This is a genomic window from Celeribacter halophilus (genome assembly GCF_018860305.1).
Lineage (GTDB): Bacteria > Pseudomonadota > Alphaproteobacteria > Rhodobacterales > Rhodobacteraceae > Celeribacter > Celeribacter halophilus_A.
The window spans coordinates 917,194-941,159 of record NZ_JAHKPE010000031.1; the positions used below are offsets into that span (position 1 = coordinate 917,194).

19 protein-coding genes and 1 riboswitch are annotated in these 23,966 nt (G+C 59.7%); of the genes, 14 read left to right on the forward strand and 5 right to left on the reverse strand.

The genetic code is table 11. From position 1 onward, the window contains the following. Positions 1 to 190: 190 nt before the first annotated feature. Positions 191 to 826: a helix-turn-helix domain-containing protein gene (locus KO492_RS16355; RefSeq protein WP_252735554.1), complete on the reverse strand. Its 636-nt coding sequence runs from the start codon at positions 824 to 826 to the stop codon at positions 191 to 193. Positions 827 to 860: 34 nt separating this feature from the next. Next, a complete protein-coding gene (locus tag KO492_RS16360) occupies positions 861 to 2,147 on the reverse strand; it encodes an ABC transporter substrate-binding protein (protein ID WP_216045894.1) in 1,287 nt (428 codons plus the stop codon). Positions 2,148 to 2,340: 193 nt separating this feature from the next. On the opposite strand from KO492_RS16360, the gene KO492_RS16365 reads away from it, so the two are divergent. The 12 genes from KO492_RS16365 to KO492_RS16420 all read left to right on the forward strand — a co-directional run bounded on the left by KO492_RS16365 (position 2,341) and on the right by KO492_RS16420 (position 18,652). After that, entirely contained in the window at positions 2,341 to 3,681 is a 1,341-nt protein-coding gene (locus KO492_RS16365) for an NAD(P)-binding domain-containing protein (protein WP_216045895.1), read from the forward strand. 102 nt (positions 3,682 to 3,783) lie between these two features. Then, a complete protein-coding gene (locus tag KO492_RS16370; RefSeq protein WP_436835705.1) occupies positions 3,784 to 6,153 on the forward strand; it encodes a DUF1989 domain-containing protein in 2,370 nt (789 codons plus the stop codon). Positions 6,154 to 6,286: 133 nt separating this feature from the next. Then, complete coding sequence (locus tag KO492_RS16375) at positions 6,287 to 8,656, forward strand: Tex family protein (RefSeq protein WP_216045897.1); 2,370 nt, start codon at positions 6,287 to 6,289, stop codon at positions 8,654 to 8,656. Positions 8,657 to 8,746: 90 nt separating this feature from the next. Next, positions 8,747 to 8,956, forward strand: a riboswitch (cobalamin riboswitch). Positions 8,957 to 9,083: 127 nt separating this feature from the next. Continuing rightward, entirely contained in the window at positions 9,084 to 10,880 is a 1,797-nt protein-coding gene (locus KO492_RS16380; protein ID WP_216045898.1) for a TonB-dependent receptor plug domain-containing protein, read from the forward strand. Next, positions 10,881 to 11,714 (forward strand): ABC transporter substrate-binding protein, encoded by an 834-nt coding sequence (locus KO492_RS16385; protein WP_303578308.1) that lies wholly within the window; start codon positions 10,881 to 10,883, stop codon positions 11,712 to 11,714. It abuts the gene before it with no gap. Then, positions 11,711 to 12,694 carry a FecCD family ABC transporter permease gene (locus tag KO492_RS16390; protein WP_216045899.1) on the forward strand — a complete coding sequence of 328 codons (984 nt, stop codon included), beginning with the start codon at positions 11,711 to 11,713 and terminating at the stop codon, positions 12,692 to 12,694. Before KO492_RS16385 ends, KO492_RS16390 begins: the two co-directional genes overlap by 4 nt. Beyond that, on the forward strand, positions 12,691 to 13,434 hold the full coding sequence (locus KO492_RS16395) for an ABC transporter ATP-binding protein (protein ID WP_216045900.1): 744 nt from the start codon (positions 12,691 to 12,693) through the stop codon (positions 13,432 to 13,434). Before KO492_RS16390 ends, KO492_RS16395 begins: the two co-directional genes overlap by 4 nt. Continuing rightward, complete coding sequence (locus KO492_RS16400; protein WP_289847592.1) at positions 13,431 to 14,117, forward strand: adenosylcobinamide amidohydrolase; 687 nt, start codon at positions 13,431 to 13,433, stop codon at positions 14,115 to 14,117. The genes KO492_RS16395 and KO492_RS16400 overlap by 4 nt, the downstream gene beginning before the upstream one ends. Before the next feature lie 615 nt (positions 14,118 to 14,732). Beyond that, the gene (locus KO492_RS16405) at positions 14,733 to 16,262 is read left to right on the forward strand and encodes an ATP-binding protein (RefSeq protein WP_216045901.1); all 1,530 of its coding nucleotides are present in this window, start codon (positions 14,733 to 14,735) and stop codon (positions 16,260 to 16,262) included. Beyond that, positions 16,259 to 16,942 (forward strand): response regulator, encoded by a 684-nt coding sequence (locus KO492_RS16410; RefSeq protein WP_216045902.1) that lies wholly within the window; start codon positions 16,259 to 16,261, stop codon positions 16,940 to 16,942. Before KO492_RS16405 ends, KO492_RS16410 begins: the two co-directional genes overlap by 4 nt. Positions 16,943 to 17,147: 205 nt before the next feature. Continuing rightward, the gene (locus KO492_RS16415) at positions 17,148 to 17,450 is read left to right on the forward strand and encodes a hypothetical protein (RefSeq protein WP_216045903.1); all 303 of its coding nucleotides are present in this window, start codon (positions 17,148 to 17,150) and stop codon (positions 17,448 to 17,450) included. Between the two features lie 23 nt (positions 17,451 to 17,473). Then, positions 17,474 to 18,652, forward strand: a complete 1,179-nt coding sequence (locus KO492_RS16420; protein WP_216045904.1) for a YHYH protein — start codon at positions 17,474 to 17,476, stop codon at positions 18,650 to 18,652. 191 nt (positions 18,653 to 18,843) lie between these two features. Here the strand turns inward: KO492_RS16420 and KO492_RS16425 are convergent, their stop codons facing one another. From KO492_RS16425 to KO492_RS16435, 3 genes are all read right to left on the reverse strand, one after another. Beyond that, the gene (locus tag KO492_RS16425) at positions 18,844 to 19,377 is read right to left on the reverse strand and encodes a YbhB/YbcL family Raf kinase inhibitor-like protein (RefSeq protein WP_216045905.1); all 534 of its coding nucleotides are present in this window, start codon (positions 19,375 to 19,377) and stop codon (positions 18,844 to 18,846) included. Between the two features lie 26 nt (positions 19,378 to 19,403). Continuing rightward, entirely contained in the window at positions 19,404 to 20,438 is a 1,035-nt protein-coding gene (locus tag KO492_RS16430; RefSeq protein WP_216045906.1) for a YHYH protein, read from the reverse strand. Between the two features lie 82 nt (positions 20,439 to 20,520). After that, on the reverse strand, positions 20,521 to 21,162 hold the full coding sequence (locus KO492_RS16435; protein ID WP_216045907.1) for a PEBP family protein: 642 nt from the start codon (positions 21,160 to 21,162) through the stop codon (positions 20,521 to 20,523). 219 nt (positions 21,163 to 21,381) lie between these two features. Between KO492_RS16435 and KO492_RS16440 the strand changes: the two genes are divergently transcribed. Further along, complete coding sequence (locus tag KO492_RS16440) at positions 21,382 to 22,065, forward strand: winged helix-turn-helix domain-containing protein (protein ID WP_216045908.1); 684 nt, start codon at positions 21,382 to 21,384, stop codon at positions 22,063 to 22,065. A 451-nt stretch (positions 22,066 to 22,516) separates the two neighbouring features. Beyond that, entirely contained in the window at positions 22,517 to 23,410 is an 894-nt protein-coding gene (locus KO492_RS16445) for a sensor histidine kinase (protein ID WP_252735588.1), read from the forward strand. The last annotated feature ends 556 nt before the right edge of the window (positions 23,411 to 23,966 follow it).

Below are 23,966 nucleotides of genomic sequence, written 5' to 3' on the forward strand. Positions count from 1 at the left end.
GGGTGTGTTCAGCGGCGTCTTGCGCCGTCACAACCTCACTAGTGGGAAACCTAATTTCCTTTCAAGAAAGTTTTTATCCTATTTGGAAAAAGTTCTTACCCTCAGGAAACCTGCCTGCTTTTTACTCAGACTCGCGGAGCAAAGCGGCGATTCGCCCCAAAATTAGGCGAAATGAAAAGATCGCCGCACCTCAACGCGCCTGCGGATAGGTGATGATCGACAGGTATTTCGCCGGAAGCTCGACAATCACCTCCGGCCCGTGCGGCGCATCCGAATCGAACAACAGCGAATCCCCAGGCTCCAACTCGTAAATCTGTTCGCCGTGGCGGTAGTTCACCCGCCCCTCCAGCATATAGAGCATCTCGATCCCCTCATGCTGGAACGCCGGAAACCGGTCCGACGTGCTGTCGAGCGTGATCAGATAGGGCTCCACCACAACGCCGGAATTGTTGGACCCGATATGACCCAGAAGGCTGTATTGATGCCCCGCGCGTGTGCCTGCGCGTTCGATCTCAACCCCCTCGCCCGCTTTCACATGCATACAGCCGCGCTCTTCCTCATAGCCGGAGAACAGCTGCACCAACGGCACGCGCAACGCATGGGCCAGCGCGGAGATGGTATTGAGCGAGGGCGAGATCACCCCGTTCTCGATCTTGGACAACATCCCCACAGACAGCCCCGTCTGCGCGGCCAGATCGGCCCCCGTGAGCCTCTGGCGCTTGCGCAACTCGCGCACCTGCCGCCCGATGGCCACTTCCAGATTCTTCTCCCGCTGCTCTTTCACCGCATGGGGGTTCTGGCGCAAAGCTGTATCTTCCTGTTTCAAACCTGTCTCTCCTGTCACACTCATTCTCTCTTACTCATTCACGCGCCAAGGCGCGGGCCAGATCGGGCGTGTCGCGCTGGTGCCAAAGCTGGCCAAGTGCGCCAAGCTCCGTCATCAGCCGTGCACCATGCGCCTCCAGCCAGCCCAGCACGGAGCCGAACTCCTGTATCCGCGCCTTGCCATCGCGGATCGCCACCACCGGCCAGTCCCCGACCAAGGCATTGTCGATCCCGTAGACATCCATGCCCCACCAAGTCGCCAGACCAAAGGCATGGGGCATCCGCCGCCCGCGCTTCAACGCCGCCAGCACGGAGACCGAGGTCAGGCTGTCCGCCGTCTCCACCGCCTCATGCCACAGATCAAGGATCGAGGCATATTCCCAGCTGACCGCCGTCCAGTGACCGGGGAAACGCTCTGTGTAACGGTCATAAAAGGCTTTCGGGCGGTGAAAGAAGAACCCCGTATCCGCAAGTTCGGGATCGTCGAAATCGGGAAACTGGAAAGTGAACCGCTCCATGAACTCCGGCGAGGTTCTGGCGATCAACTGCTGGTAGTTGTCACAGGTGCAGGCCAGAATTTCCCCCGCAAATCCGGCCTCGAACGCCGCCACGGTCATCTCTTCGATCATCTGCGGGTTGGACGAACACCAGCACAGCACATCGGGCGAGACCGACATCATCTCCGCCACAATCGCGGCGGGATCGGCGCCGCCCACGTCATAGAGCACTTCCTTGACCACCTCGCGCGCGGCCACATCAAAGGCGGCGCGATAGGTGGCCAGAGAGGGCAGACCCAAAAGGTCGGTCTGTGAACACAGGGCCACGCGTCGGGCCTCGGGCCGGTTGCGCGCAAGCCAGTCCACGCCTGTGACATTGAAGAACGGATGCACCTCGGCAGGGGCGATGAGATAGGGAAAGTCCGGCGAAAGATCGGAGGGCAAGAGCGTCGCCGTGAGAATCCGCCGCTGCATCAGATACGGCAGGGCCAGCCGCATGTCGCTGCCGCCCAGTGTCAGCACCAGCCGCACGCGCTGGGTCTCGACCATCTGACGCGCCGCCTCCAGCGTGGCCTCCGGCCCCTCGCCACTGTCACAGACCGTCAGTTCCACAAGATGCCGCCGCCCGCCAATCATCATGCCGCCATGAGCATTGATCCAGTCGACCCAAAGCTCGCAGCCCTCGACACCGGGCCGGCCCCAGAACTCTTCGCCGCCTGACATGGGCACAAGCGCACCGATGCGGACAGGGGCGCGATCCTGCACGCTCAAACGCGGCAGGGAGCCTGCAACGGCCAGTCTTTGCGCCAGCGATCCGCTGCTCATAATTTCACCTCGCGCCCAAAAATAGGTCAAAAGACCCAGATAGTTTCCGAATAACATATTCCTCTAAGGAAAATTCATTGACCAGCAGAAAATTTTTGGACCAAACCGGAGTTAATCCAAAAGAACCAATTCAAATCATTGGTCCATACCAGAACACAACGCACAGATACCAACATCCAACGGGAGTTTTATCATGACCAAACGAGTCGCTGTCATCGGCGCAGGCCCCTCCGGTCTCGCACAACTGCGCGCCTTCCAGTCCGCCGCGCAAAAAGGCGCCGAGATTCCGGAAATCGTCTGCTTCGAGAAACAATCAAACTGGGGCGGGCTCTGGAACTACACATGGCGCACCGGCGTAGACGAGAATGGCGAGCCTGTGCATTGCTCGATGTATCGCTACCTCTGGTCCAACGGCCCGAAAGAGGGTCTGGAATTTGCGGATTATTCCTTTGAGGAACATTTCGGCAAACAGATCGCCTCCTACCCGCCGCGCGCTGTGCTGTTCGACTATATCGAAGGCCGCGTGAAGAAAGCCGATGTGCGCAAGTGGATCCGTTTCTCCTCCGTGATTCGCTGGGTCGAATATGACGCCGAGAAGGGCGATTTCGAGATCACCGTTCACGACATGGAAAACGACCGCGTCTACAAGGAACGCTTCGACAATGTGATCGTGGCCTCCGGTCACTTCTCCTCCCCGAACGTGCCGGAATATCCGGGATTTGCCCAGTTCAACGGCCGGATCATCCACGCCCATGACTTCCGCGATGCACGCGAGTTTTCCGGCAAGGATGTGCTGGTGGTCGGGGCCTCCTATTCCGCCGAAGACATCGGCTCGCAATGCTGGAAATACGGCGCCAAGTCGATCACAAGCTGCTACCGCTCCGCGCCGATGGGCTTCAAATGGCCGGACAACTGGGAAGAGAAACCGGCGCTGGAAAAGGTCGAGGGCAAGACGGTCTATTTCAAGGACGGCACCACCAAAGATGTCGATGCCATCATCCTGTGCACCGGCTACAAACACTACTTCCCCTTCCTGCCCGACGATCTGCGCCTGAAAACAGCCAATGTTCTGGCCACGGCGGATCTCTACAAGGGGGTGGTCTACAATCCGAACCCGAAGATGTTCTATCTCGGCATGCAGGACCAGTGGTATACGTTCAACATGTTCGACGCGCAGGCGTGGTATGTGCGTGACATCATTCTGGGCCGGATCGACCTGCCCGATGCCGCGACAATGGCCGCAGATGTCGAGGCGCGTGTGGCCGCAGAGGCCAAGAACGAGACCGACAACGACTGCATCGCTTACCAAGGCGAATATGTCAAAGAACTGATCGCGGATACGGATTATCCGAGCTTCGATGTCGACGCGGCCAACGAGGCGTTCTTCCAATGGAAAAAGCACAAGAAGCAAGGCATCATGACCTTCCGCAACAATGCCTATGTCTCCCCGATCACGGGCACGCTGGCCCCCGCGCACCACACCCCGTGGAAAGATGCGCTCGATGACAGCATGGAAGCCTATTTGCAGAACTGATCCAACGCGTGCCCCCCATCGGGGGCGCGTCCCTCTCCCCTGATCCGGGGGCTTGCGACCTTGCACCCCCGGATTTTTTTATGACCGATGGAGATCCAATTGATCCTCGATCCTTCCGGCCTTCCCTTCCGTGCGGGCCCTCCGCACCCCTCACAGCCCCGCCGCGCCTCGGCCTACAGCCTTGCGCCCGACGAGGAACGTCACACCGTTCAGGGCGGCGGTGCCACGCTCGTGGAACTCAAGACCGGTGACCGGATCACCATCACCAACACAGAGGGCGGGCAGCGCTGCGAATTGCTGGCCGCCCATACCGACGGGCGCGTGGATGCCGGCGTGCTCGGCTGGGCGGCGGATGCCACGGGCGAGGCCCTGCGCGCCACCGTGAACAGCCCCCTGCCCGGCATGGCCCGCCTGCGCCTCGGCCTTGCCAAACGCCGGATCGCGCTTGCAGGCGCTGGCAGCATCGGCCTGTTCTCCGCCACCAGTGCCGCAGGCGAAGGCGTCAGCTTCACCGCACAGGCCGCAGGCTGGCTGCTCGTCACCGCCCCCGCACCAGAACCGGATTTCGAGGCCCAGACCACCGCCACGCCGCTCACGGTCACACTCACCCGCGCAGAGCCGCGCATGGCAGGCAGCTTTGCCCTGCCCGATCCGCTGGCCGACACGCTGCAAGACATCCGCATCAGCTCCGCCACGGCACAGGCCTACACGGTCAAAAAGGGCGAATTCATCCAGATCATGGATGTCGATGGCCGCCAATGCACCGATTTCCAGTGTTTCGACGCGCGCAAGGTGGACAAGGGCATGTTCCTCCCGCTCGACGTCACCACCACCCGCACCATTCAGGGCCACGCCTACCCGATGCCCGGCCTGCATGCGAAATATTTCGACCATGACCAGACCGCGCTCGTCGAAGTGGTGCAGGACACCTGCGGACGCCACGATGCCTTCGGACTGGCCTGCAACGCCAAATATTACGACGATCTGGGCTATCCGGGGCACGCGAATTGCTCCGACAATTTCAACGGCGTGCTCGATCCCTACGGCATCCCCGCCCGTGCCGGATGGATGGCGGCGAATTTCTTTTTCAACACCGGCGTGGACGAACATGGCGTGATGCTGGCCGACGAGCCGTGGTCGCGGCCCGGCGACTATGTCCTGCTGCGCGCGCTGACCGATCTCATCTGCGTGTCCTCCTCCTGCCCCGATGACACTTCGGCGGCCAACGGCTGGCACCTCACCGACATCCATGTGCGCACCTATGGCGCTCAAGAACGCTTTTCCCGCGCCACTGCATGGCGCCCGACCCCTGACGAGGATCCGATCATGACGCGTGAAAGCGCCTTTTATGACAGCTTCAAAACCATGACCCGCGACTTTTCCGACTATAACGGGTTCTGGCTGCCAAATTCCTTCCCCGAATGTGACGCGATCGAAAGCTACTGGGCCTGCCGCGAAGGCGCGGTGGTCATGGACCTCTCGGCCCTGCGCAAATTCGAAGTCACAGGCCCCGATGCCGAAGCCCTGATGAACTGGGTGCTGACCCGCAATGTCGAGAAACTCGCCATCGGTCAGGTGGTCTATTCCGCCATGTGCTACCCGCACGGCGGCATGATCGACGACGGCACTTTGTTCCGTCTGGGAGAGCATAACTTCCGCTGGATCGGCGGCTCCGACGAGGGCGGCGTGTGGATGCGCGAAGAGGCCAAGCGTCTCGGCCTCAACGTCATGATCCGCTCCTCCACCGACCAGATGCACAACCTCGCGGTGCAAGGCCCGAAATCGCGCGATCTGATCTGCGAGCTTTTCTGGACCGCACCGCACCAACCCGCGCTCAACGAGATGGGCTGGTTCCGCTTCACCCCCGCCCGCCTTGGCGATGATCAGGGCATCCCCGTCGTGATCTCGCGCACCGGCTACACGGGCGAGTTGGGCTACGAGATTTTCTGCCACCCGAAACATGGCGCGGAGATTTTCAAAGCCGTCTGGGAGGCAGGCCAGAAGGTCGGCATGAAACCGATGGGGCTGGAGGCGCTGGACCTCGTGCGGATCGAAGCGGGGCTGGTCTTTGCGGGCTATGACTTCTCCGACCAGACCGACCCGTTCGAAGCCGGTGTCGGCTTTACCGTGCCGCTGAAATCCAAGACCGCCGATTTCGTCGGGCGCGAGGCGCTGTTGCGGCGCAAGGAAACGCCCTCACGCAAATTCGTCGGGCTTGAGATCGACGGGCAAAATGCCGTGGCGCACGGGGATTGCATCCGCATCGGACGCGCACAGGTGGGCGAGATCTGCTCCGCCATGCGCAGCCCGCGCACCGGCCAGTGGATCGCATTGGCACGCATCGACGTGGCCCATGCGGAGATCGGCACCCATGTCGAGGTCGGCCAGCTGGACGGACACCTCAAACGCTACTCCGCCCGCGTCGCGCCCTTCCCGCATTACGATCCGAAAAAGGAACGCCCGCGCTCCTGAGACCTTCGCCGTCTCTGCAAACCGAAGACCGAGATGGGCTGCGTTCTGCTGACGCGGTCCTCTTGCGTCACGCCCCCTCTTGGCGCGGCCTGTCGGGGAGGGTAAGACGGTCTTCCCGACAGGAGGACCAAATTTGAGCACCGCCACAGATCCGCAAACCGCCGCCCGCATTTCCCGCACCATCGCCACAGATATCGCGGCCTCGCAAAGTCAGGTCAGCGCCGCCATCGGGCTTCTGGACGGGGGTGCGACCGTGCCCTTCATCGCGCGTTACCGCAAAGAGGTGACGGGCGGTCTCGACGACACACAACTGCGGCTTCTGAACGACCGGCTGTCCTATCTGCGCGAACTGGAATCGCGGCGGGTGACGATTCTCAAATCCATCGACGAGCAGGGCAAGCTGACCGACGATCTAAAACGCGCCATTGCCAGGGCGGACAGCAAATCCACGCTCGAAGACATCTACCTGCCCTACAAACCGAAACGCCGCACCAAGGCGATGATCGCGCGTGAAAACGGACTGGAGCCGCTGTTGCAGGCGATCAAAGCCCAGCGCAGCGCAGCGCCGGAAGTTCTGGCCGAGGGGTTTGTCACGGAGGCCGTGCCCACCGTCAAAGACGCGCTCAACGGTGCGCGCGACATTGCCACCGAGGAACTCTCTGAGAGTGCCGAGCTTCTGGGCAAGCTGCGCGACTTCATGCGGCGCGAGGCGCGTGTGACCGCCAAGGTGATCGAGGGCAAGGAACAGGCCGGCGCGAAGTTTTCCGACTATTTCGACCATTCGGAGAAATGGTCCGAGATTGCCTCCCACCGCGCTCTGGCGATTTTGCGCGCGGCCAAGGAAGAGATCGTCTCGATGGAGATTGCGCCGGAGCCGGAAGAAGGCGCGGATCGGGCGATTGCCATGATTGCCGCCTATCTCGGCGCGGGCACGGACCAGCCCGGCGATCTCTGGCTGCGCACCGTGGCACGCTGGGCGTGGCGGGTGAAATTCTCCATCTCCTTACACATTGATCTTCTGGGCGAATTGCGCCAGCGCGCCCATGAGGATGCAATCACCGTGTTCTCGCGCAATCTCAAAGACCTGCTACTGGCCGCCCCTGCGGGGGCCAAGGCCACACTCGGTCTCGATCCGGGAATTCGCACAGGCGTGAAAGCGGCGGTGGTGGATGCCACCGGCAAGCTGCTGGAGACCGCAACGCTCTACCCGTTCCAGCCGAAGATGGACCTGCGCGGGGCGGAGGCGAAGATCATTGATCTGGTGACCCGCCACGGTGTCGAGTTGATCGCCATCGGCAACGGCACCGCCAGCCGCGAGACCGAGAAACTTGTGGGCGAGACGCTCAAGCTCCTGCCCCAAGGCATCAATGCGCCCACCAAGGTGGTCGTCTCCGAAGCCGGTGCCTCGGTCTATTCCGCCTCGGAACTGGCCGCCGCCGAATTTCCCGATCTCGACGTGTCCCTGCGCGGCGCGGTCTCCATCGCGCGGCGATTGCAGGACCCGCTGGCGGAACTGGTGAAGATCACGCCGGAGAGCATCGGTGTCGGCCAGTATCAGCATGACGTGGACCAGCGCCGCCTGTCGCAGGCGCTCGAAGCCGTGGTCGAGGATGCGGTGAACGCCGTGGGGGTGGATTTGAACATGGCCTCCGCCCCGCTGCTCGCCCACGTCGCAGGTCTCGGGCCGTCGCTTGCGCAATCCATCGTGACCCATCGCGACAGTCACGGCGCGTTCCCCTCCCGCAAAGCCCTGTTGAAAGTCTCCGGCCTCGGCCCGAAAGCCTTTGAACAATGTGCGGGCTTTCTGCGCATCCGCGACGGGGACGAGCCGCTCGATGCCTCCTCCGTCCACCCCGAAGCCTATGACGTGGCCCGCAAGATCGTCAAAGCCTGTGGCCGCGACATGCGCGACATCATGGGCAGCCCCTCCGCGCTCAAGGGCCTGCGCCCCGAAGATTTCGTCACCGACGCCTTCGGCCTGCCCACCGTACGCGACATTTTCGCGGAGCTTGAAAAACCGGGCCGTGACCCGCGTCCGGAATTCAAAACCGCCACCTTCACCGACGGGGTCGAGGAAATCAAAGACCTCAAACCCGGCATGCGCCTTGAAGGCACGGTAACCAATGTCGCCGCCTTCGGGGCCTTTGTGGACATCGGCGTGCATCAGGACGGGCTTGTCCATGTCAGCCAGCTGGCCGACCGTTTCGTCAAAGACCCGCATGAAGTCGTCAAGGCGGGCGACATCGTCTCCGTGCGCGTCACCGAAGTGGACATCGCGCGCAAGCGCATCGGCCTGTCCATGCGCAAGGACGGCACAAAACCCGACCGTGGCGAACGCCCGACACAGGGCAAGCCCCAAGGCAAAACCGGCCAGCCCCGCAAGGACGCCACTCCCGCACGCGGCTCCAAATCCAAACCCGCAAAACCCCGCAACGCCTCCCAAGGCAACAGCACCGGCGCACTGGGGGCCGCACTCATGGATGCCATGAAGAAAAACCGCTGATCCCCCGCGCAGGCGTGCCCCTGCCGCGACGTGACGCCACAGAACAGCCCGCGACAGGCCGGAGAATCTTGACTTCTCCGGCCATTTCGCTTTCCTGCGCCCTGTTCAAGTTTCGGTGATCTCGCCGATGAAAAGGGAACACGGGATGGTCCACCGCCACAGATGCAGGATCAAAGCCGTGGCTGCCCCCGCAACTGTGAACGGTGAGCGACGCCTCTCATACCACTGGGATACCCCCGGGAAGGTGGGCGACCGCTGCGATCCGTGAGCCAGGAGACCTGCTTGAATGTTCACCCTTTTCCGGGCGCGAGGGGTGCCACGGAAGCGGTAGACCCGCAGCGGTGACGCTCTCACTGTCTGCGGAGATTTCCTCCCGGACGCGTTCACATCCACGGGGCAAACGCCCCCCCGCTCAAGGATCGAAATCATGCGTACCCGCCCCACATCGCGCCTCCTGCGCCTCACCACAGCCGCCCTCGCCCTGACCACCTCCCCCCTGCTCGCACAAGACACCGGCGAGATTTACCTGCTGGATGAAATCATCGTGTCGGGAAGCCTCATCCCCGTCGCCAAAAGCGAAACCGGCGCGACGGTGGAAACGGTGGGAGAAGACTCCCTATCGACACCAAGCAAGACCGTTGCCGATATTCTCGATACCTTGCCCGGCATCTCTGTCAGCAAGAATGGCGGTATTGGCGCCTCAGCCACCCTGCGCATCCGCGGTCTCGGATCGGAATATATTGGTGTCCGTCTCAACGGCATCGACATCACCGACCCTTCCGCCCCACAGTCTGCCTATGACTTTGGCGGGCTACGCTCCTACGGCATTGCCTCCGCCGAAGTGGTCAAAGGCTCGCAATCCGCGCTCTACGGCTCCGAAGCCATTGCCGGCCTTGTAGAGATGAACACCACACCACAAACCCCCGGCCTTTCAGCAACGCTCGAAGCCGGCAGCTACGACACATATTCCGCCGGCGTGACCAATATGGTCGAGAGCGAGAAGGGGCATATCGCCTTCAGCCTCTCGCATTTCAAAACCGACGGGTTTTCATCCTCGTCCAGCAATGACGAAGATGACGGGTTTGAGGAAACCTTCCTGACCTTCGGCCTTGAACATGACATCAATGACAGCTTGACGCTCGGCCTGACGGGGTTCTACCGCGACAGCGACCTTGAGTATGATACGGATTGGGACATTGATGCGACCGCCACCCGCGAACAAAAAGGGGTGCGAACATATGCCCAGTTCGAAACAGCGCAAATCTCGCACGAATTGAGCGCCTCTTTCTTTCAATCCGACCGCACCTACGGCTCCGGCTCCTCCAGCTATTACTATTCGAGCGAGCGCAAAGAAGTCAGCTATCTTGGATCAACGGACCTTTCGGCCAGCACGACTCTAACATTCGGCGCGGAATATCTCGAAGAATCTTATGACGGCACCTATGGAAACGGCATTGATCGCAACACAGCCCTCAAGGGCGAGTTTCTCTTTGAACCGATGGCAGGGCTGAACCTGTCTGCCGCATTGCGCTATGATGATCACTCCGATCTCGGCGAGAATATTTCGGGCCGTCTTGCCGCCGCTTGGGAGGTTGCACCCGACTGGACCCTCCGCGCGGTGTTGGGCACCGGCTTCCGCGCACCATCCCTCTCCGAGCGTTTCGGCTACGGCGGAGATCCCGATTTCAAAGAAGAGACCAGCCGCAGCGCAGAACTGAGTGTCGAGCGCCGGTTTATGGGTGATGATTTTGTGAAGGCGACGCTGTTCTATACGGAAATCGATGACAAGATTAACTACAACTACGACACTTGGGCATACGAACAAATCGGCGGCACCACCACGTCGCAAGGCGTCGAGCTGTCCGGTCAGTATCGCCTGTCCCAACGCGTCACCCTGTTCGGCAGCTATACCTATACAGATTCAGAAAACGACGGCGCGCGTGCCACGCGGGTTCCGCGCCATGATGTCGTGGCGGGTTTGGACACGACGCTCTCGGATCGCCTGTCCGGCACGTTCAGCGTGCAACACGTCGCCGATCTTCTCGACACATCAACACGTCTCGACGACTACACCCTCTTCAACGCGAGCCTGTCTTACGATCTGACCGACACGGTTCAACTCTATCTGCGGGCCGACAATCTCACCGATGAAGATTACGAGACGGCCTCCGGCTACAACACACCGGGGCGCTCGGCCTATCTCGGTCTCAAAGCGTCGTTCTGAGTGCGAAACTCGGGTGTCATATCCCTCGCAGCCACCCTCGCTCTGTCGGGGGCGGCGGCTTGTGCCGATGCCACGCCGCAACGTGTCGTGTCGATCAATCTGTGCACCGACCAACTTGCCATGATGATCGCCGCGCCGGAGCAGTTGGTGTCGGTCACCACTATGGCCCGAGACCCGCGCGCTTCGGTCATGGCGGAGCAGGCCCGCGCCTATCCGACGAACAACGGGCTGGCCGAAGAGATTTACCTGCTGGACCCCGATCTGGTTCTGGCCGGACAGTTCACCGCGCGGGCCACCGTTTCGATGATGCGCCGCCTCGGGGTGGAGGTTGTCGAATTCGCCCCTGCGCAGTCTCTGGAGGATGTCTCCGCCAATATGGTGAAGATGGGAGAGGCGCTGGGACGTGCGGATGTGGCACGCGAGATGGCGGACGATTTTGCCCGACACTTGTCCGACATAAATCCGACGCAAGGCCGACGTCCCACAGCGGCCACTTACGCGGTCAACGGCTACACCTCCGGCGCGCAGAGCCTGTCGGGCGAGATCATCGACACGGCCGGATTTGCCACGCTTGCCGCGCAGCTCGGCCTGCCTGCGGGCGGCTTCGTGCCGCTTGAGGCGCTGGTCATGGCGGACCCCGATCTGGTGATTTCCGGAGCCGACTATCCGGGCACCGCCCGCGCCGAGGAGGTGCTCTCGCACCCGGCATTGACCCGTCTCACGGGCGGGCATATGCCCATGCAGGACAAGGACTGGATTTGCGGTTTACCCTCTGTGCTGGACGCCATCGGAGAGTTGCGTGCAGAGCGGGAAAAACTGGAGCAGGATGAATGACTTACCCGAGGCTTCTTGCCGTTCTGACCGTGTTGGTTGCTGGGCTATTTATGGCCTCTTTGCTGGTCGGTGTGGCGGATGTGTCCGTGATGGACAGCCTTGCCGCGCTGTTTGGCGGCGGTGAGGGGCCGCTGCCGATCGTGATGCGCGAGATCCGTCTGCCGCGGGCCATTCTGGGCGTGATGGTGGGGGTGAGCCTCGGCCTGTCGGGGGCCGCGATGCAGGGCTATCTACGCAATCCTCTGGCCGAACCGGGCGTGATCGGCATTTCCGCCTCCGCCGCGCTGGGCGCCGTGATCGCGCTCCAGAGCGGTCTGGCCGCGCTCTTCGCACTGGCTCTCCCCCTCGCCGCCCTGACCGGCGCCGCCCTCTGCGTCCTCCTCATCCTCCTGCTCGCCGGCTCCGGCGGCACCCTCTCCCTGATCCTCGCGGGAATCGCCGTGTCCGCCCTGTCCTCGGCCCTCACCGCGCTGGTGCTCAACCTTTCGCCAAACCCTTTTGCTGCCAATGAAATTGTCTTCTGGATGATGGGATCGCTCGCGGATCGTTCGTTCCTACACGTCTGGACGGCCCTGCCTGTGATGCTGGTCGGATGGGCCTTGCTCGCCTTCACTGGACGCGGCATCGACCGGTTGACTTTGGGCGAAGAAGCCGCCGCCACAATGGGTATCAATCTCAAGCGTTTGCGCCTGATCCTCGTCGGCGGCGTGGCGGCCTCCGTTGGTGCGGCCACGGCCGTTGCAGGCGCCGTCGGCTTTGTCGGGCTGGTCGTGCCCCATGTGCTACGCCCGCTGGTCGGCGCCCGCCCTGCCCGCCTCCTGCTCACCTCTGCATTGGGCGGAGCGGCTCTGGTCTTAACCGCAGACATTGCCGTGCGGCTGATCCTGCCCGGACGCGACCTCAAACTGGGCGTGTTGATGGCACTGGTCGGTGCGCCGGTGTTCTTCCATCTGATCTGGCGGATGCGGGGGCGCTCATGAGCTTGCTCACCACCTACAACCTGACCGTCAGACATGGCGCGCGCGTCACGCTCGATCATGCGTCTCTAACAGTCGAACCGGGCGAATTTGTGGGTCTCATCGGACCGAATGGCGCAGGCAAATCCACGCTGCTCCGCGCCGCTCTCGGCCTCATTGCCGCAGAGGGTGACAGCTCGCTCGCCAAGCTTTCCCCCGCCCAAAGAGCCAAGGCAGTCGCATGGTTGCCCCAAGCCCGCGAGATCGCATGGCCGGTGCGGGTCGCGCATCTTGTTTCTCTGGCGCAAAACGAACGCGAAGACGCGCCCGAAGTCCTTGCAGCATTGGCGCGCATGGACCTGACAGCCCTCGCGGATCGCAAAGCCACAGGGCTCTCGGGCGGCGAACAGGCCCGTGTGCTGATTGCCCGCGCGCTGGCACAGGACACGCCGCTTTTGCTGGCCGACGAACCGACAGCGGGCCTTGATCCGGCGCATCAGATCGCCTGTATGGAGACATTTTCCGGCATCGCCAAGGATGGTCGCGCGGTTGTCGCGTCGCTTCATGATCTGGGGCTGGCCGCCCGTCATTGCACGCGCCTTGTGGTGATCCACGCGGGCCGGATCGTCGCGGACGGCCCCCCGCGTCATGTCCTGACCGAAGCGCTCCTGTCCGAGGTCTTTTCAATCCGCTGCTATATCTCGGACGCCGCCGAAGGGCTTGTGGTGCAACCCCTCGGCCATATCACGCAGGGCAGCGCATGACCCCGCCCCTGCTGCATCCCCGTCTTGAGCCCCCTTGGCTCGTCGCCGAACTGGGCGCCTCCCTGCGCGTGCTGAGCTTTGCCCCCTATCGCTCCGGTTTCGTCATGGCCGACAGGATCGTCTGGCGCGAATTGCGCAATGCCGACCTGCCCGTGGACCTTGCCGTTTCCGACTGGGTCACGGCGGAGATGACCGAGGCAGGACATACAGAAGCGGTGGGTATGCTCACCTCCCGCGATGTCACGAAATTCCAGCGCAAAGAGACGCGTGTCGAAGGTGCCCGCGTGGCCGCCATCGCCACGGTCGGGCTGGGCAACGCCGAACGCATCGGCACCCGCACGCCCCGCGACTGGTCCTTTGAACGCTACGGGACCATCAACATCGCAGTGCAGATTACCGAAGGGCTGACCGAAGCGGCCCAGATCGAAGCCCTGAGCATCGCAACACAGGCCCGCACAGCCGCCGTGGTGGACGCCGGATTGCGGTTGCCTCACGGCCCCGTCACAGGCACCGGCACAGATTGCATCGCCATCGCCGCCCCCAAAGGCGACACAGCCTATGCAGGGCTTCACACAGCTTTGGGAGAAGCCATAGGAGCCGCAGTCTACCAGACTGTCGCCGAAGGGGCCGCCGTGTGGATCAAGGAAAACCCGGAAATGATGCGTAACGTATTCGGCGCATGATGACGTCCGCGAAAGGGGGCTCCGCGTAGATTCGGAGCGCTGTGTCAGAAGGATCGCAGAACGAACGAGACGAACCATCATGAACCGCCTCGCAGATGGGTGGTGTTCCCCGTCTTTCCAATCACATTTTTGTAGGGCGAACAGCTTTCAAACCACCACAACATTTCGTGGACATTGGCTTCATATTATTGGCGTCAGGTTTGGTCACTTCCTGTAAAACGAGGATCGAAAATGACCATCCACACAATCGCACTTGTTCTTGGAATCATCGGCATAAGTTGTTTGGCCGGATGCTTTCCGCCATTTGTTGCCCCTGTTGCAGCTCCGCCCCCTGCCGCTTCTGCGGTCGTGGTGGTTCCTGCGCCGTAATCCGACCCCATCACTCCATGCGCTCGAGAGAGGGCGGGTTGCCGCAATCCGCCCCATCAAACAAGAAACCACCGCGTCGCGCTGGTATAATGGTTTCGGCTGACATAGGTTTCCACTGCGCACAGAGAGGCTTTGGAGGCAAGACGTATCGGAGGAATTGTGCTCACTGTGCCACAGCTGACCGAACTCTGTGCGAGAACATATCCTCTGCACTCTCTTTGCACATTTCTCTGGAAACGCATCGGTATGATCAAGTTCGAAAACTCTCTAACCCTGCGTATTTTCACGGCCATTGCCGCCACGGCGATCCTGATGATTGTCGTCATGGCCCTAACCGCCACCTTGTCGATCCGCAAAGGCTTTGCCACGCATCTTTTGCGCACGGAATTGTCCCGTATGACACCACTTCGCAAGACACTTGCGGAAGTTTACGCCCAAAACGACGGAGTTTGGCCCTCCTTCGGTCCGCCAGAAATCTGGACGGAGTTTCTCATGGAGGAACTTTCCGGAAGAGGGAACAAAGCTCCACTTCCTCCCTTTATGTCCGGACAGAGACCGCCGCCAAACGAGCCGCCTCACGGTGGCCCCATGCCGGATCAGGTCGGAGTTGACCCACGTTCAACGGACGCTATAGCGCAGAATGAATTTCCACCAATTGACGAGAGCACCCTTAGCGGTCCGCCCCATGCGCGCCTTGTGCTCTATGATGCAGACGGCACCCTGATTGCAGGGGCGCGTTCCGACAACGAGCTTTTCGAGCGCAGCCCGATCTGTCTCGACAACGCGTGCGACACACAACCTGTTATCGGCTATCTCGGCCTGAGCGCCCCGATCAATGCCATCACGGCAACCGATCAGTTTTTCCTTTCCCGACAGTATTTCTCTCTCGGCGTGACGGCCCTTGTGGCCTTGATCCTGTCCGGTCTGGTCGCATTCCCTGTCACACGCCGCATTCTGGGGCCGATCAAATCACTGGAGACAGGCGCCAAACGACTGGCCAACGGTGCCTATGACTCGCGCATTCCACCTCACGGAAATGATGAGCTCGGGCAGTTGATCTCCCATTACAACGTCTTGGCGGAAACGCTGGAACGCAAAACACAAGCCGAACGGACATGGATTTCCAACACCAGCCATGAATTGCAGACCCCGATCGCCGTGCTCGGCGCCCAGATTGAAGCCATTCAAGACGGCATTCGCCAGCCGGACGAAAAGACGCTCTCGGAAATGCACGCAACCCTTGCACGGCTATCGCAGCTTGTCTCAGATCTGAAAATTCTGAGCTTTGCCAATGAGGGCGAACTGATCACCCACACGCAACGATTGAACCTCGCAGACCTCATCTCGGAACATCTGACCACCTTACAGCCGCTGTTTGAACGGAGCGGAATATCGGTGGAGACGAGCTTGCCCGAGGCGGCATATATCGAGGGCGATCCGCATCGTATGTCACAGGTGATCGAGAACATCTTGCAAAACACCCTGCGCTATACTGATGCGCCGGGGCGGTTGAAACTGTCCCTGCACTCTGAAAAAGACAGACTGATCTGCCTGTTTGAGGACAGCGCACCTGCGCCTGAAGCCGAGCAAATCCCGCACCTTTTTGACCGGTTCTATCGCGCCGAGTCTTCGCGCGCACGCGCGCTTGGAGGATCAGGGCTTGGCCTGTCGATCACTCAGGCGATTGTTGTCGCGCACAATGGAACCATTCACGCAGAGACATCCGGTCTGGGTGGCTTGCGTATTGTCATCACTTTTCCGGAGCTTTCTTCATGACCTCCCCTCGCATTCTCATTGTCGAAGATGAAATTGCCCTTGCGGAAATTGTTCGCGACTACCTTCTCGCCGATGGTATGGCGGTAGATCATCTGCCGGACGGTGGAGAAGCAGTCGCACAGATTTGTTCCGGCAACTATGATCTGGTCATTCTGGACCTCATGCTTCCCAAAGTAGACGGATTGACCATTTGCCGCGAAGTGCGAGCCTGCAATACAACCCCGATCATCATGACCACCGCCAAGGTCGAAGAAATCGATCGCCTGCTGGGCCTTGAGCTTGGTGCGGACGATTATCTGTGCAAACCGTATTCCCCAAGAGAACTTGTCGCACGTACTCGTGCCGTTCTGCGCAGATCTCAAACACCCCAAACGCCGCAAGCAGTCAGTGATAGTGACAAGGGGTTGTTCGTCGATCATGACCGGTGGCGTGTAACCTTGGATGGTCAGAACCTTGATCTGACACGGCGGGAATTCAAAATCCTGGCCACTCTTCATGCCCATCCAGGAAGGGTCTATTCCCGCGACCAACTTCTAGCTCTGGCTTTTCCCGATGATGCGGATGTCTATGATCGCACCGTCGACAGCCACATCCGCAACATCCGCCGCAAATGCGAGGCGGTTTCAGACTGGAATCCGGTGCGGTCCGTCTATGGTGTCGGATATGCGTTTGAAGACTAAGGGTTAGGGCCGCAACCATGCCTCATATTCATGCCAAATGGCTTTAGCACCCTTCTTGTAAATTCCGTTGCGCGCTTGTGTTTTTCCACCAACAAAGCGTGTTTTTTCTCAATCTGCATCAAAACTGCAAATTTGCTGCAATTTTACTGCGCATAGAGGGCGCATACCGGATGCATCGAAACAGAATGCACAACGAGAGGCACAAATGAACACGCAGACCTTCCTTCTCACCGCAACTTTGGCTCTGACCAACGGCCTTACGGCCCAAGCTGAAACACGCACCATGGATTTTGCCAGCACAGCCGACGGCTATCTGATCCTTGCGCAATCCTCGGGTGGACAGCAACAACGCCCGCCGAGCGAAGCGATGGATGCCTGTTCCGGCAAGTCTTCGGGTGCCTCCTGCAGCTTCTCGGGCCGCGATGGAGAATCCATGTCCGGCACCTGTAGCTCGCCTGATTCAAACGCCCCTTTGGCTTGCACTCCCGAAGGCGGACCGCGCAGCTAACGCCGCCCCGAAAGGACCCATATATGCCGACCCAGTTTTCCGTCCTCTCGCTCTTGCGACATGGCACAATCGCTTTGATGGTGCCTTCAGCGGCGATGGCCCACACAGACCTCTCACGGTTTGAAGACAATATCTTCATCAGCGCCCCTGAAGTCGTGTCGTGTACGCTTGAGGACGGGACCGCAGCCTCCTGCTATAAAATCACCGTCAACTATCTGCCGGAAGGACTGGATATCGGTCCCTTTTGTCCGGTCACAATCGACGATGAAGGCGGTCTTTGGGATTGGGACGGTGCAAATGCCAAGCTCTACCGGATCGACAAAGACTTCCTGACCATGCTTGACGAACTGGGCTATCGCTTTTTTGACGAGGACGGCAATGTCTACATCGTAGACAATGCCAATACCCGTCCCGAAGCCGATCATGCCTGTATCAATGTGACGGCAGATCCCGATGTCACCGTGACGATGCTTCTGCCCATCGATCCGAAAATGGCCGAAGACCCCGAAGAGATTGGCACCGTGGGTAAAGTTGGTGTTGCATTGGACGGTGTTCCCGTCTTTGCCGATGCGCCCAGTGTGCTGGACACAGGTCATATGCCTGCGCTTGATCTGTGCGGCGGCCATATTGATCCCGGCGGCTGGTATCATTGGCATGCAACAGCCACGGATGTGGAGACCGTATTCGAAACCGAAGGCGTAGATGCCCACTGTCACCTTGAACAGGATAAAACAGCACAGTTCGGCTACGCTTTTGACGGCTATCCCATGTTCGGCAGCGATGAAGAAGATGGCTCCAAACCGGAAGACCTCGACACATGCAATGGTCATGTCGGGGAAACCTCACTTGGTATCACCTATCACTATCACGCTTCCGAAGACTTCCCGAACCTGCCTCCCTGTCTGGTGGGTGTGCAGGCACAGGACAACTTCACCACCACAGCGTCCGTCGGCATCGGCGCCCCGCGCGGCGAGGATATGGGACATGCGGCAGGTCACGAAGGCACCATTGGCGCTGGTCACATGAACACCCCGCCGGGATTTGATGAAGCGGCCGGAAAACTCGGCGTTACCGCGACAGAACTTTTGCAGGCGCTCATATCGTCCGGTCAGGATCGTCCTGATCTTGCGGTGGCGGCTGAGACACTGGGTGTCAGCGAGGATGCTTTGACCGAAGCCCTCCCCCAACCTCCGCGCCAATAGGGCCGGACAAGAATACGGTAGATCAAGGGTTCACCCCCCCCGAAACCTTTGATTTGCCGTTTGCGGCGGGCGCTATCCATCCCGGATGCCCGCCGCAACCATGTTTAAACCATCTCTCTTGATCCGGCTCTGGTTTTCAGCCCCTTAGCCATTCAGGATGCCTTAGGCGTTGATGGCAAGCATATTCATAGTCAATTCCGAAACGTCAGGCTGCCTTGATCTATCACAGTGCCTTCAATGGCCGTCATCATTGCCGCCCAATCAACGGCGATACTGTCGTGATCGGGCAAGGTGTCTGGTGCTGCATCAAGTGCGTAGAGTGTGATCGTGTATTCATGCACCGCCGCGCCGGGAGAACACGGTGGGGTGTAACCTGTGAAGTTGCCATCCTTGTCAGAACCTTCATCGCCAATTGATGCGGGATTGCCTTTCGGGATCGCTTGCGTGTCGGCGGGGATGTTCCAAAGAAGCCAGTATTGACTGGGGGCGTCGCGCCCTTCGGCGGTTCCGCGTGGATAGTGGTGCATGATGAGTGCCAGACTTTTGGTCCCCGCAGGAAGACCGGTCCATTCAAGGGGCGGCGACAGACCTTCACCGCCATCTCGGGTGCATTTCAGATCGGCGGGAAGACGGCCGCCATCCTCAAGCGCCGGGCTTGTCAGTGTAAAGGCCGTTCCTGCTGTTGCACATCCTGCGATACCGTTCATCATTGAGAGAAGAGCCATGCCGATTGCGAGCTTGAATGGCTGTCTCAACGGCAGAACTCCCCGGTTTTGATTTCGCCACCATTGGTCACGGTCTTGGTTTCGAAATTGTAACAGTTCTCGGTATCAGACGGGCTGTAACGAATGTAGTAATCCTCGCCCTGATAGCTGTAATCCATACTGCGGCTGCCGTCCTCTTCCTGCGTGAAGATCAGGTTCTCGACGCCACCAGCGGGAGGACGTCCGGGCTCTGTCCCTTGCCCTGTGGCTGCATCGACCAAAGGCGCCGTGCGCGGCAGATCACGCAAATCCTCGACCTCTCCCATCAGGCATTGCACGATATAGGGGGCGTCCTCGGAGGTATGGTAACGATAGCCGAAGGTTTCGTCCGTCTGGCCGTTGCAGACATCCAGCATCCCCTCGACAATCGGCGTGCCGTCGGGATTGTTGTCGCCATAGATCGGGAAGCCGTCGAAGGCCCAGCCGATGATCGCATCATCCCCTGCGTTTTCCATGTCAGCGATCATGCAGACGGGTTTCATGTGGTAGTGATAATCATCGCCGCGCCCCGCGTGACCACCACAGGCATCAAGCTGTTGTGTCTGATAGGTGTCGTGCTGGGTCTGGTAGTGATAGAGATCTTCCTGTGTCATCTCACCGCCGCCGGTATAGTCGAAGATCGGCACGCCATTGACCGCCACGCCAAGAGCCGCGTCACGGGTTTGCGGTGTGTCGCCCAGCGCCGGCTCCAGCGGGATCGGCGCATCATACTGTTTGGCGGGCACGGGGATTTGTTCGTTCGTGCCGACGATGCCGGTCATCATCTCGTGATCGGGATAGGTGTCTGACGAAATGATCGCCTTTCCATCCTCGCATGTGACTGTCACCTTGTCGGAAAAGCCCGCCTCTGCGACCGAGGTTTTCACCGCCTCGCAACGGGCCTCTGCATCGAGAGTTTGATCGCTACGCACATGATCCTCATGCGCTTGCAACGGCGCGGCGAAGGCCGAGACCGAACCGAAGAGCACTGCAAGGGTGCCAAGTTTGCGGGTGGCGGAAGTAACGGAGGTGGGCAATGTCATGGGGTTCTCTTTCAAATAACGTCCGGTGGGATGGCTGCCCCCAAAGGGGCAGTCCGCTTTTTCGCAAGACGATCGGTTCCGTTTATTCCACGGTCAGACGGCACAGGATCGTGTTGTCCGTTTTCAGGTCCGGACCCCAGATCAGCTTGGCCGATGGATCCCAGTCGATCAGGTCGTAACCTTCTTTCGGGCTGACCTCGCGAGCGCTGTGTTCGGTGGCCGCAGTCCATCCGGATGCGTCGAAATCCGCTGCATCCCAGCCTTCGGGCTCTTCCGTGATCTCGAACGCACAGGCACCTTCCCCCGCTACGGGATCGCTTTCGTCAGCACAGGCCGGATCAAGGGGAGCCTTATGTATGACAAGGCATTGCCACTCTGAATCCGTCACCGCGACAAGCCCGCCATCGGCATCATGAATCTGTGCGATTGCACCGCCATCGCCCATCTGTTGGCGACGCGTGCCGATATATTCGAGACCGGTGTCGTTTTCCTTGAAATCCTTCATCGTCAGGCCGATCACGAAGGGGCGCTCTGCCTCGAAGGTAAAGCTTTCTGCATTGAACGAGCGCTCGGTCGTGATCGGAACGCTGTCCTCCGCCACCTGCACGCCATCGACGCTCATGGAGAACCAGTTGTCGACCCAGACGTCAGCGGCGAAAGTGTCGGCATGAGCTGCGCTGGCGAGCGCCGTGCAAGCGGTCAGGAGTGCAAGTTTCAAGTGCATGATCAATTTCCTTGTTTTCGGGCGCAAAGCCTCGTCTGATTCCATACATAGCCCCACGACTTTGCTGAGGGCTGAAGGGAAGATTACAAATTTGTAAGGTATTTGCGTTTTGTTCCTTTGGCTATTCACGACTATGAACGGGGGGAAGACATGACAGAATACCGCCGGTGAACAGGCGTTTTTCCGCATAGGTATCAACGCGTAAAGATAAGGCTGCACATGAAGATCCTCCTATTGGAAGATGATCCCGAAATCGGCGAATGGGTGCGCGACGGGTTGAGCCGGTCCGGCCATGTGATCGACTGGTTGCTGGATGGACGAGAGGCTCTGGTTGCAGCAACGCGTTCCGATTATGATTTGTTGATCCTAGATCGCATGACACCCGGTCTAGACGGACTGTCCCTGCTGCGCGCCATTCGTGCGGCCAAGAACAATGTACCGGTCCTGCTTTTGACGGCACTTGGGGATGTTGATGACAGGGTCGAAGGTCTACACGCCGGCGCGGATGATTATTTGCCCAAACCTTTTGCATTTACCGAGCTTGATGCCCGTGTCGCCGCTTTAGGGCGGCGTCATGTCGATTTGTCCAACGCGGACGAAACCACACTTGTTGCGGGCGACATCCGGCTTGATCTGTTGAAGCAACGTTGTGTGCGGCAAGGCAAGCCGGTCGATCTGAACCCGAAGGAATTTCGTCTGTTGGAAACGTTTGTGCGTTCAAACGGGCGTGTGCTCACGCGCACCATGCTGTTGGAAAAGGTCTGGGACATGAATTTCGATCCGACCACCAGTGTCGTCGAAACCCATGTGAGCCGCTTGCGCGCCAAGATCGAGAAGCCCTTTGGCGACATCGTCATCAGGACCAGACGCGGGGCGGGCTATGTCTTTGAACCGGTTTCCTGATCTGGCCGCGATCTCGCGCATGTCGGCCATGCGGCAGGCTATTACAATCACGATTACCTTTCTCCTGATCCTCGTGGTGGCAGGAGCGATAGCCATCTCTGCTTTTGAACGCGAGACGCAAAGACGGATCGAGGATGAACTCCAGATCCGTTTTGCCGAAGTTCGCACCGATATCGAACGTCTCGGGTTCGATCCGGCCCGCTATCCTGACGCCAAGAACGAACGCATCGAATATTTCCCCGGACGCGGGGATATCGCGGAGGGAATTCACAATTCTCTGGAACTTGACTGGCGTTTCTGGCAGCGCGGGCAATCCGCGTCACCGCAGGTAGGCGAGCTTGACGGATATGAGGACTGGATTTATCTGGCCGGTCCGGTGAGAGGCGGGCAGTTGATCGTGGCCACGGACTTGCGCCGTCAGGACGATTTCCTGCAAATCATGCTGGAAACCATGGGGCTTGTCGGGCTTGGGGCGGCGTTCTCCGCCCTTTGTCTGGGCCTTTACTTGGGAGCGCGGACACAGCGCCGGATCAACGCGATATCCGGTGCTCTTGGCAGCTTCGGCACTGGTGATCTTTCAGCGCGCGTAGGAGGCTCCACACGCCACGATGACCTTGGTGATCTGTCGCGGCAGCTGGATGCAACACTCGATCAACTTGACGCACTTATCCGGCAGTCGCGGGACTTTGCCAGCAATATCGCCCATGATCTCAAGACCCCGCTGGCGCGTCTGCGCATCCGTCTGGATCAAGCTTTGATGGCGAGCGAAGATGGTGGCAATAGCACAACGTCTATTGAAGCCGCCGTGGCGCAGGCAGAACAGATTACTGCAATCTTTGATGCTTTCCTGCGCATCGCCAAGCTTGAAACAGGCACGGCGCGCGCCTCTTTTGCGCCAGTGGATTTGGGGCAGGTCGCGGAAGATATGTTCGAGACCTATCGCTATGTGGTCGAGGACTCCGGGCGGAGTTTGATGCTGGACAAAACCGACCCCGTCGTCGTGTCGGGAGATCGCGTCCTGTTGATGCAGGCGATCGCCAACTTGCTGGAAAACGCGATCCGCCATACCCCCAAGGGCACGCGGATCTGGATTTTGGCCCATGGTCGACAGATTGGTGTGGCAGATGACGGGCCGGGCATCCCGCCTGAAGAATTCGGCCATGTCACACAACCTCTCTACCGCTTGGAACGCAGCCGAACCACCGAAGGCGTGGGGCTGGGGCTTTCGCTCGTCAAAACCATCGCAAATCTTCATGGCGCGGAGTTGTTGTTCTCGGAAAACCCTCAGTTGCCGTTAAAGGCAGGGCTCTATGTGCAGATTGAAATGCCGTGGCCAGTCGAGTGATATTTGTCGGTATGGGAGCAAATACTATCCAGATCAACAAACCGATCAATCGAGTGCAGCAGGTGGTCTTGTGGGACGTGACCCAAGAGCGAGAACCTGTAGCACACTGCGCCCCTTCACGTCCTAGAGCGCAGAGCAATATCCTCGAACATTAGATTAAATGACATCTATGCTCTGGGAGGTCCGCAGAACCCGCATACCGAGCACATTGTGCGCTTCATCAGGACCCCAATCAGCTTAAAACTTGAGGTAGTGAAACACCTAAGCCAAAATTACTTTTGTCACAAACCTGACGAGCATGTCGTTTTCATGAGAATTTTAACAAGAATGTCGAATGCCGCGCATTTCCGACTCTTGGCCGCGAATTTTCTGAATCTTTTCAGTGGGCCGCGCCAAGCAATTCCGACCCAATTGCCAAGCATTTCTGACCCAACCGGACCTTCTGCACCAAGGCGCAAGAAGGATCGCTATGTACAGGGGAGCGTTCGTGGTTCCAGAGCAGTCTGCCATCACGTCTCCTGACGCTTCCGGCCCAGAGCATGCGTAATTGGGCTGC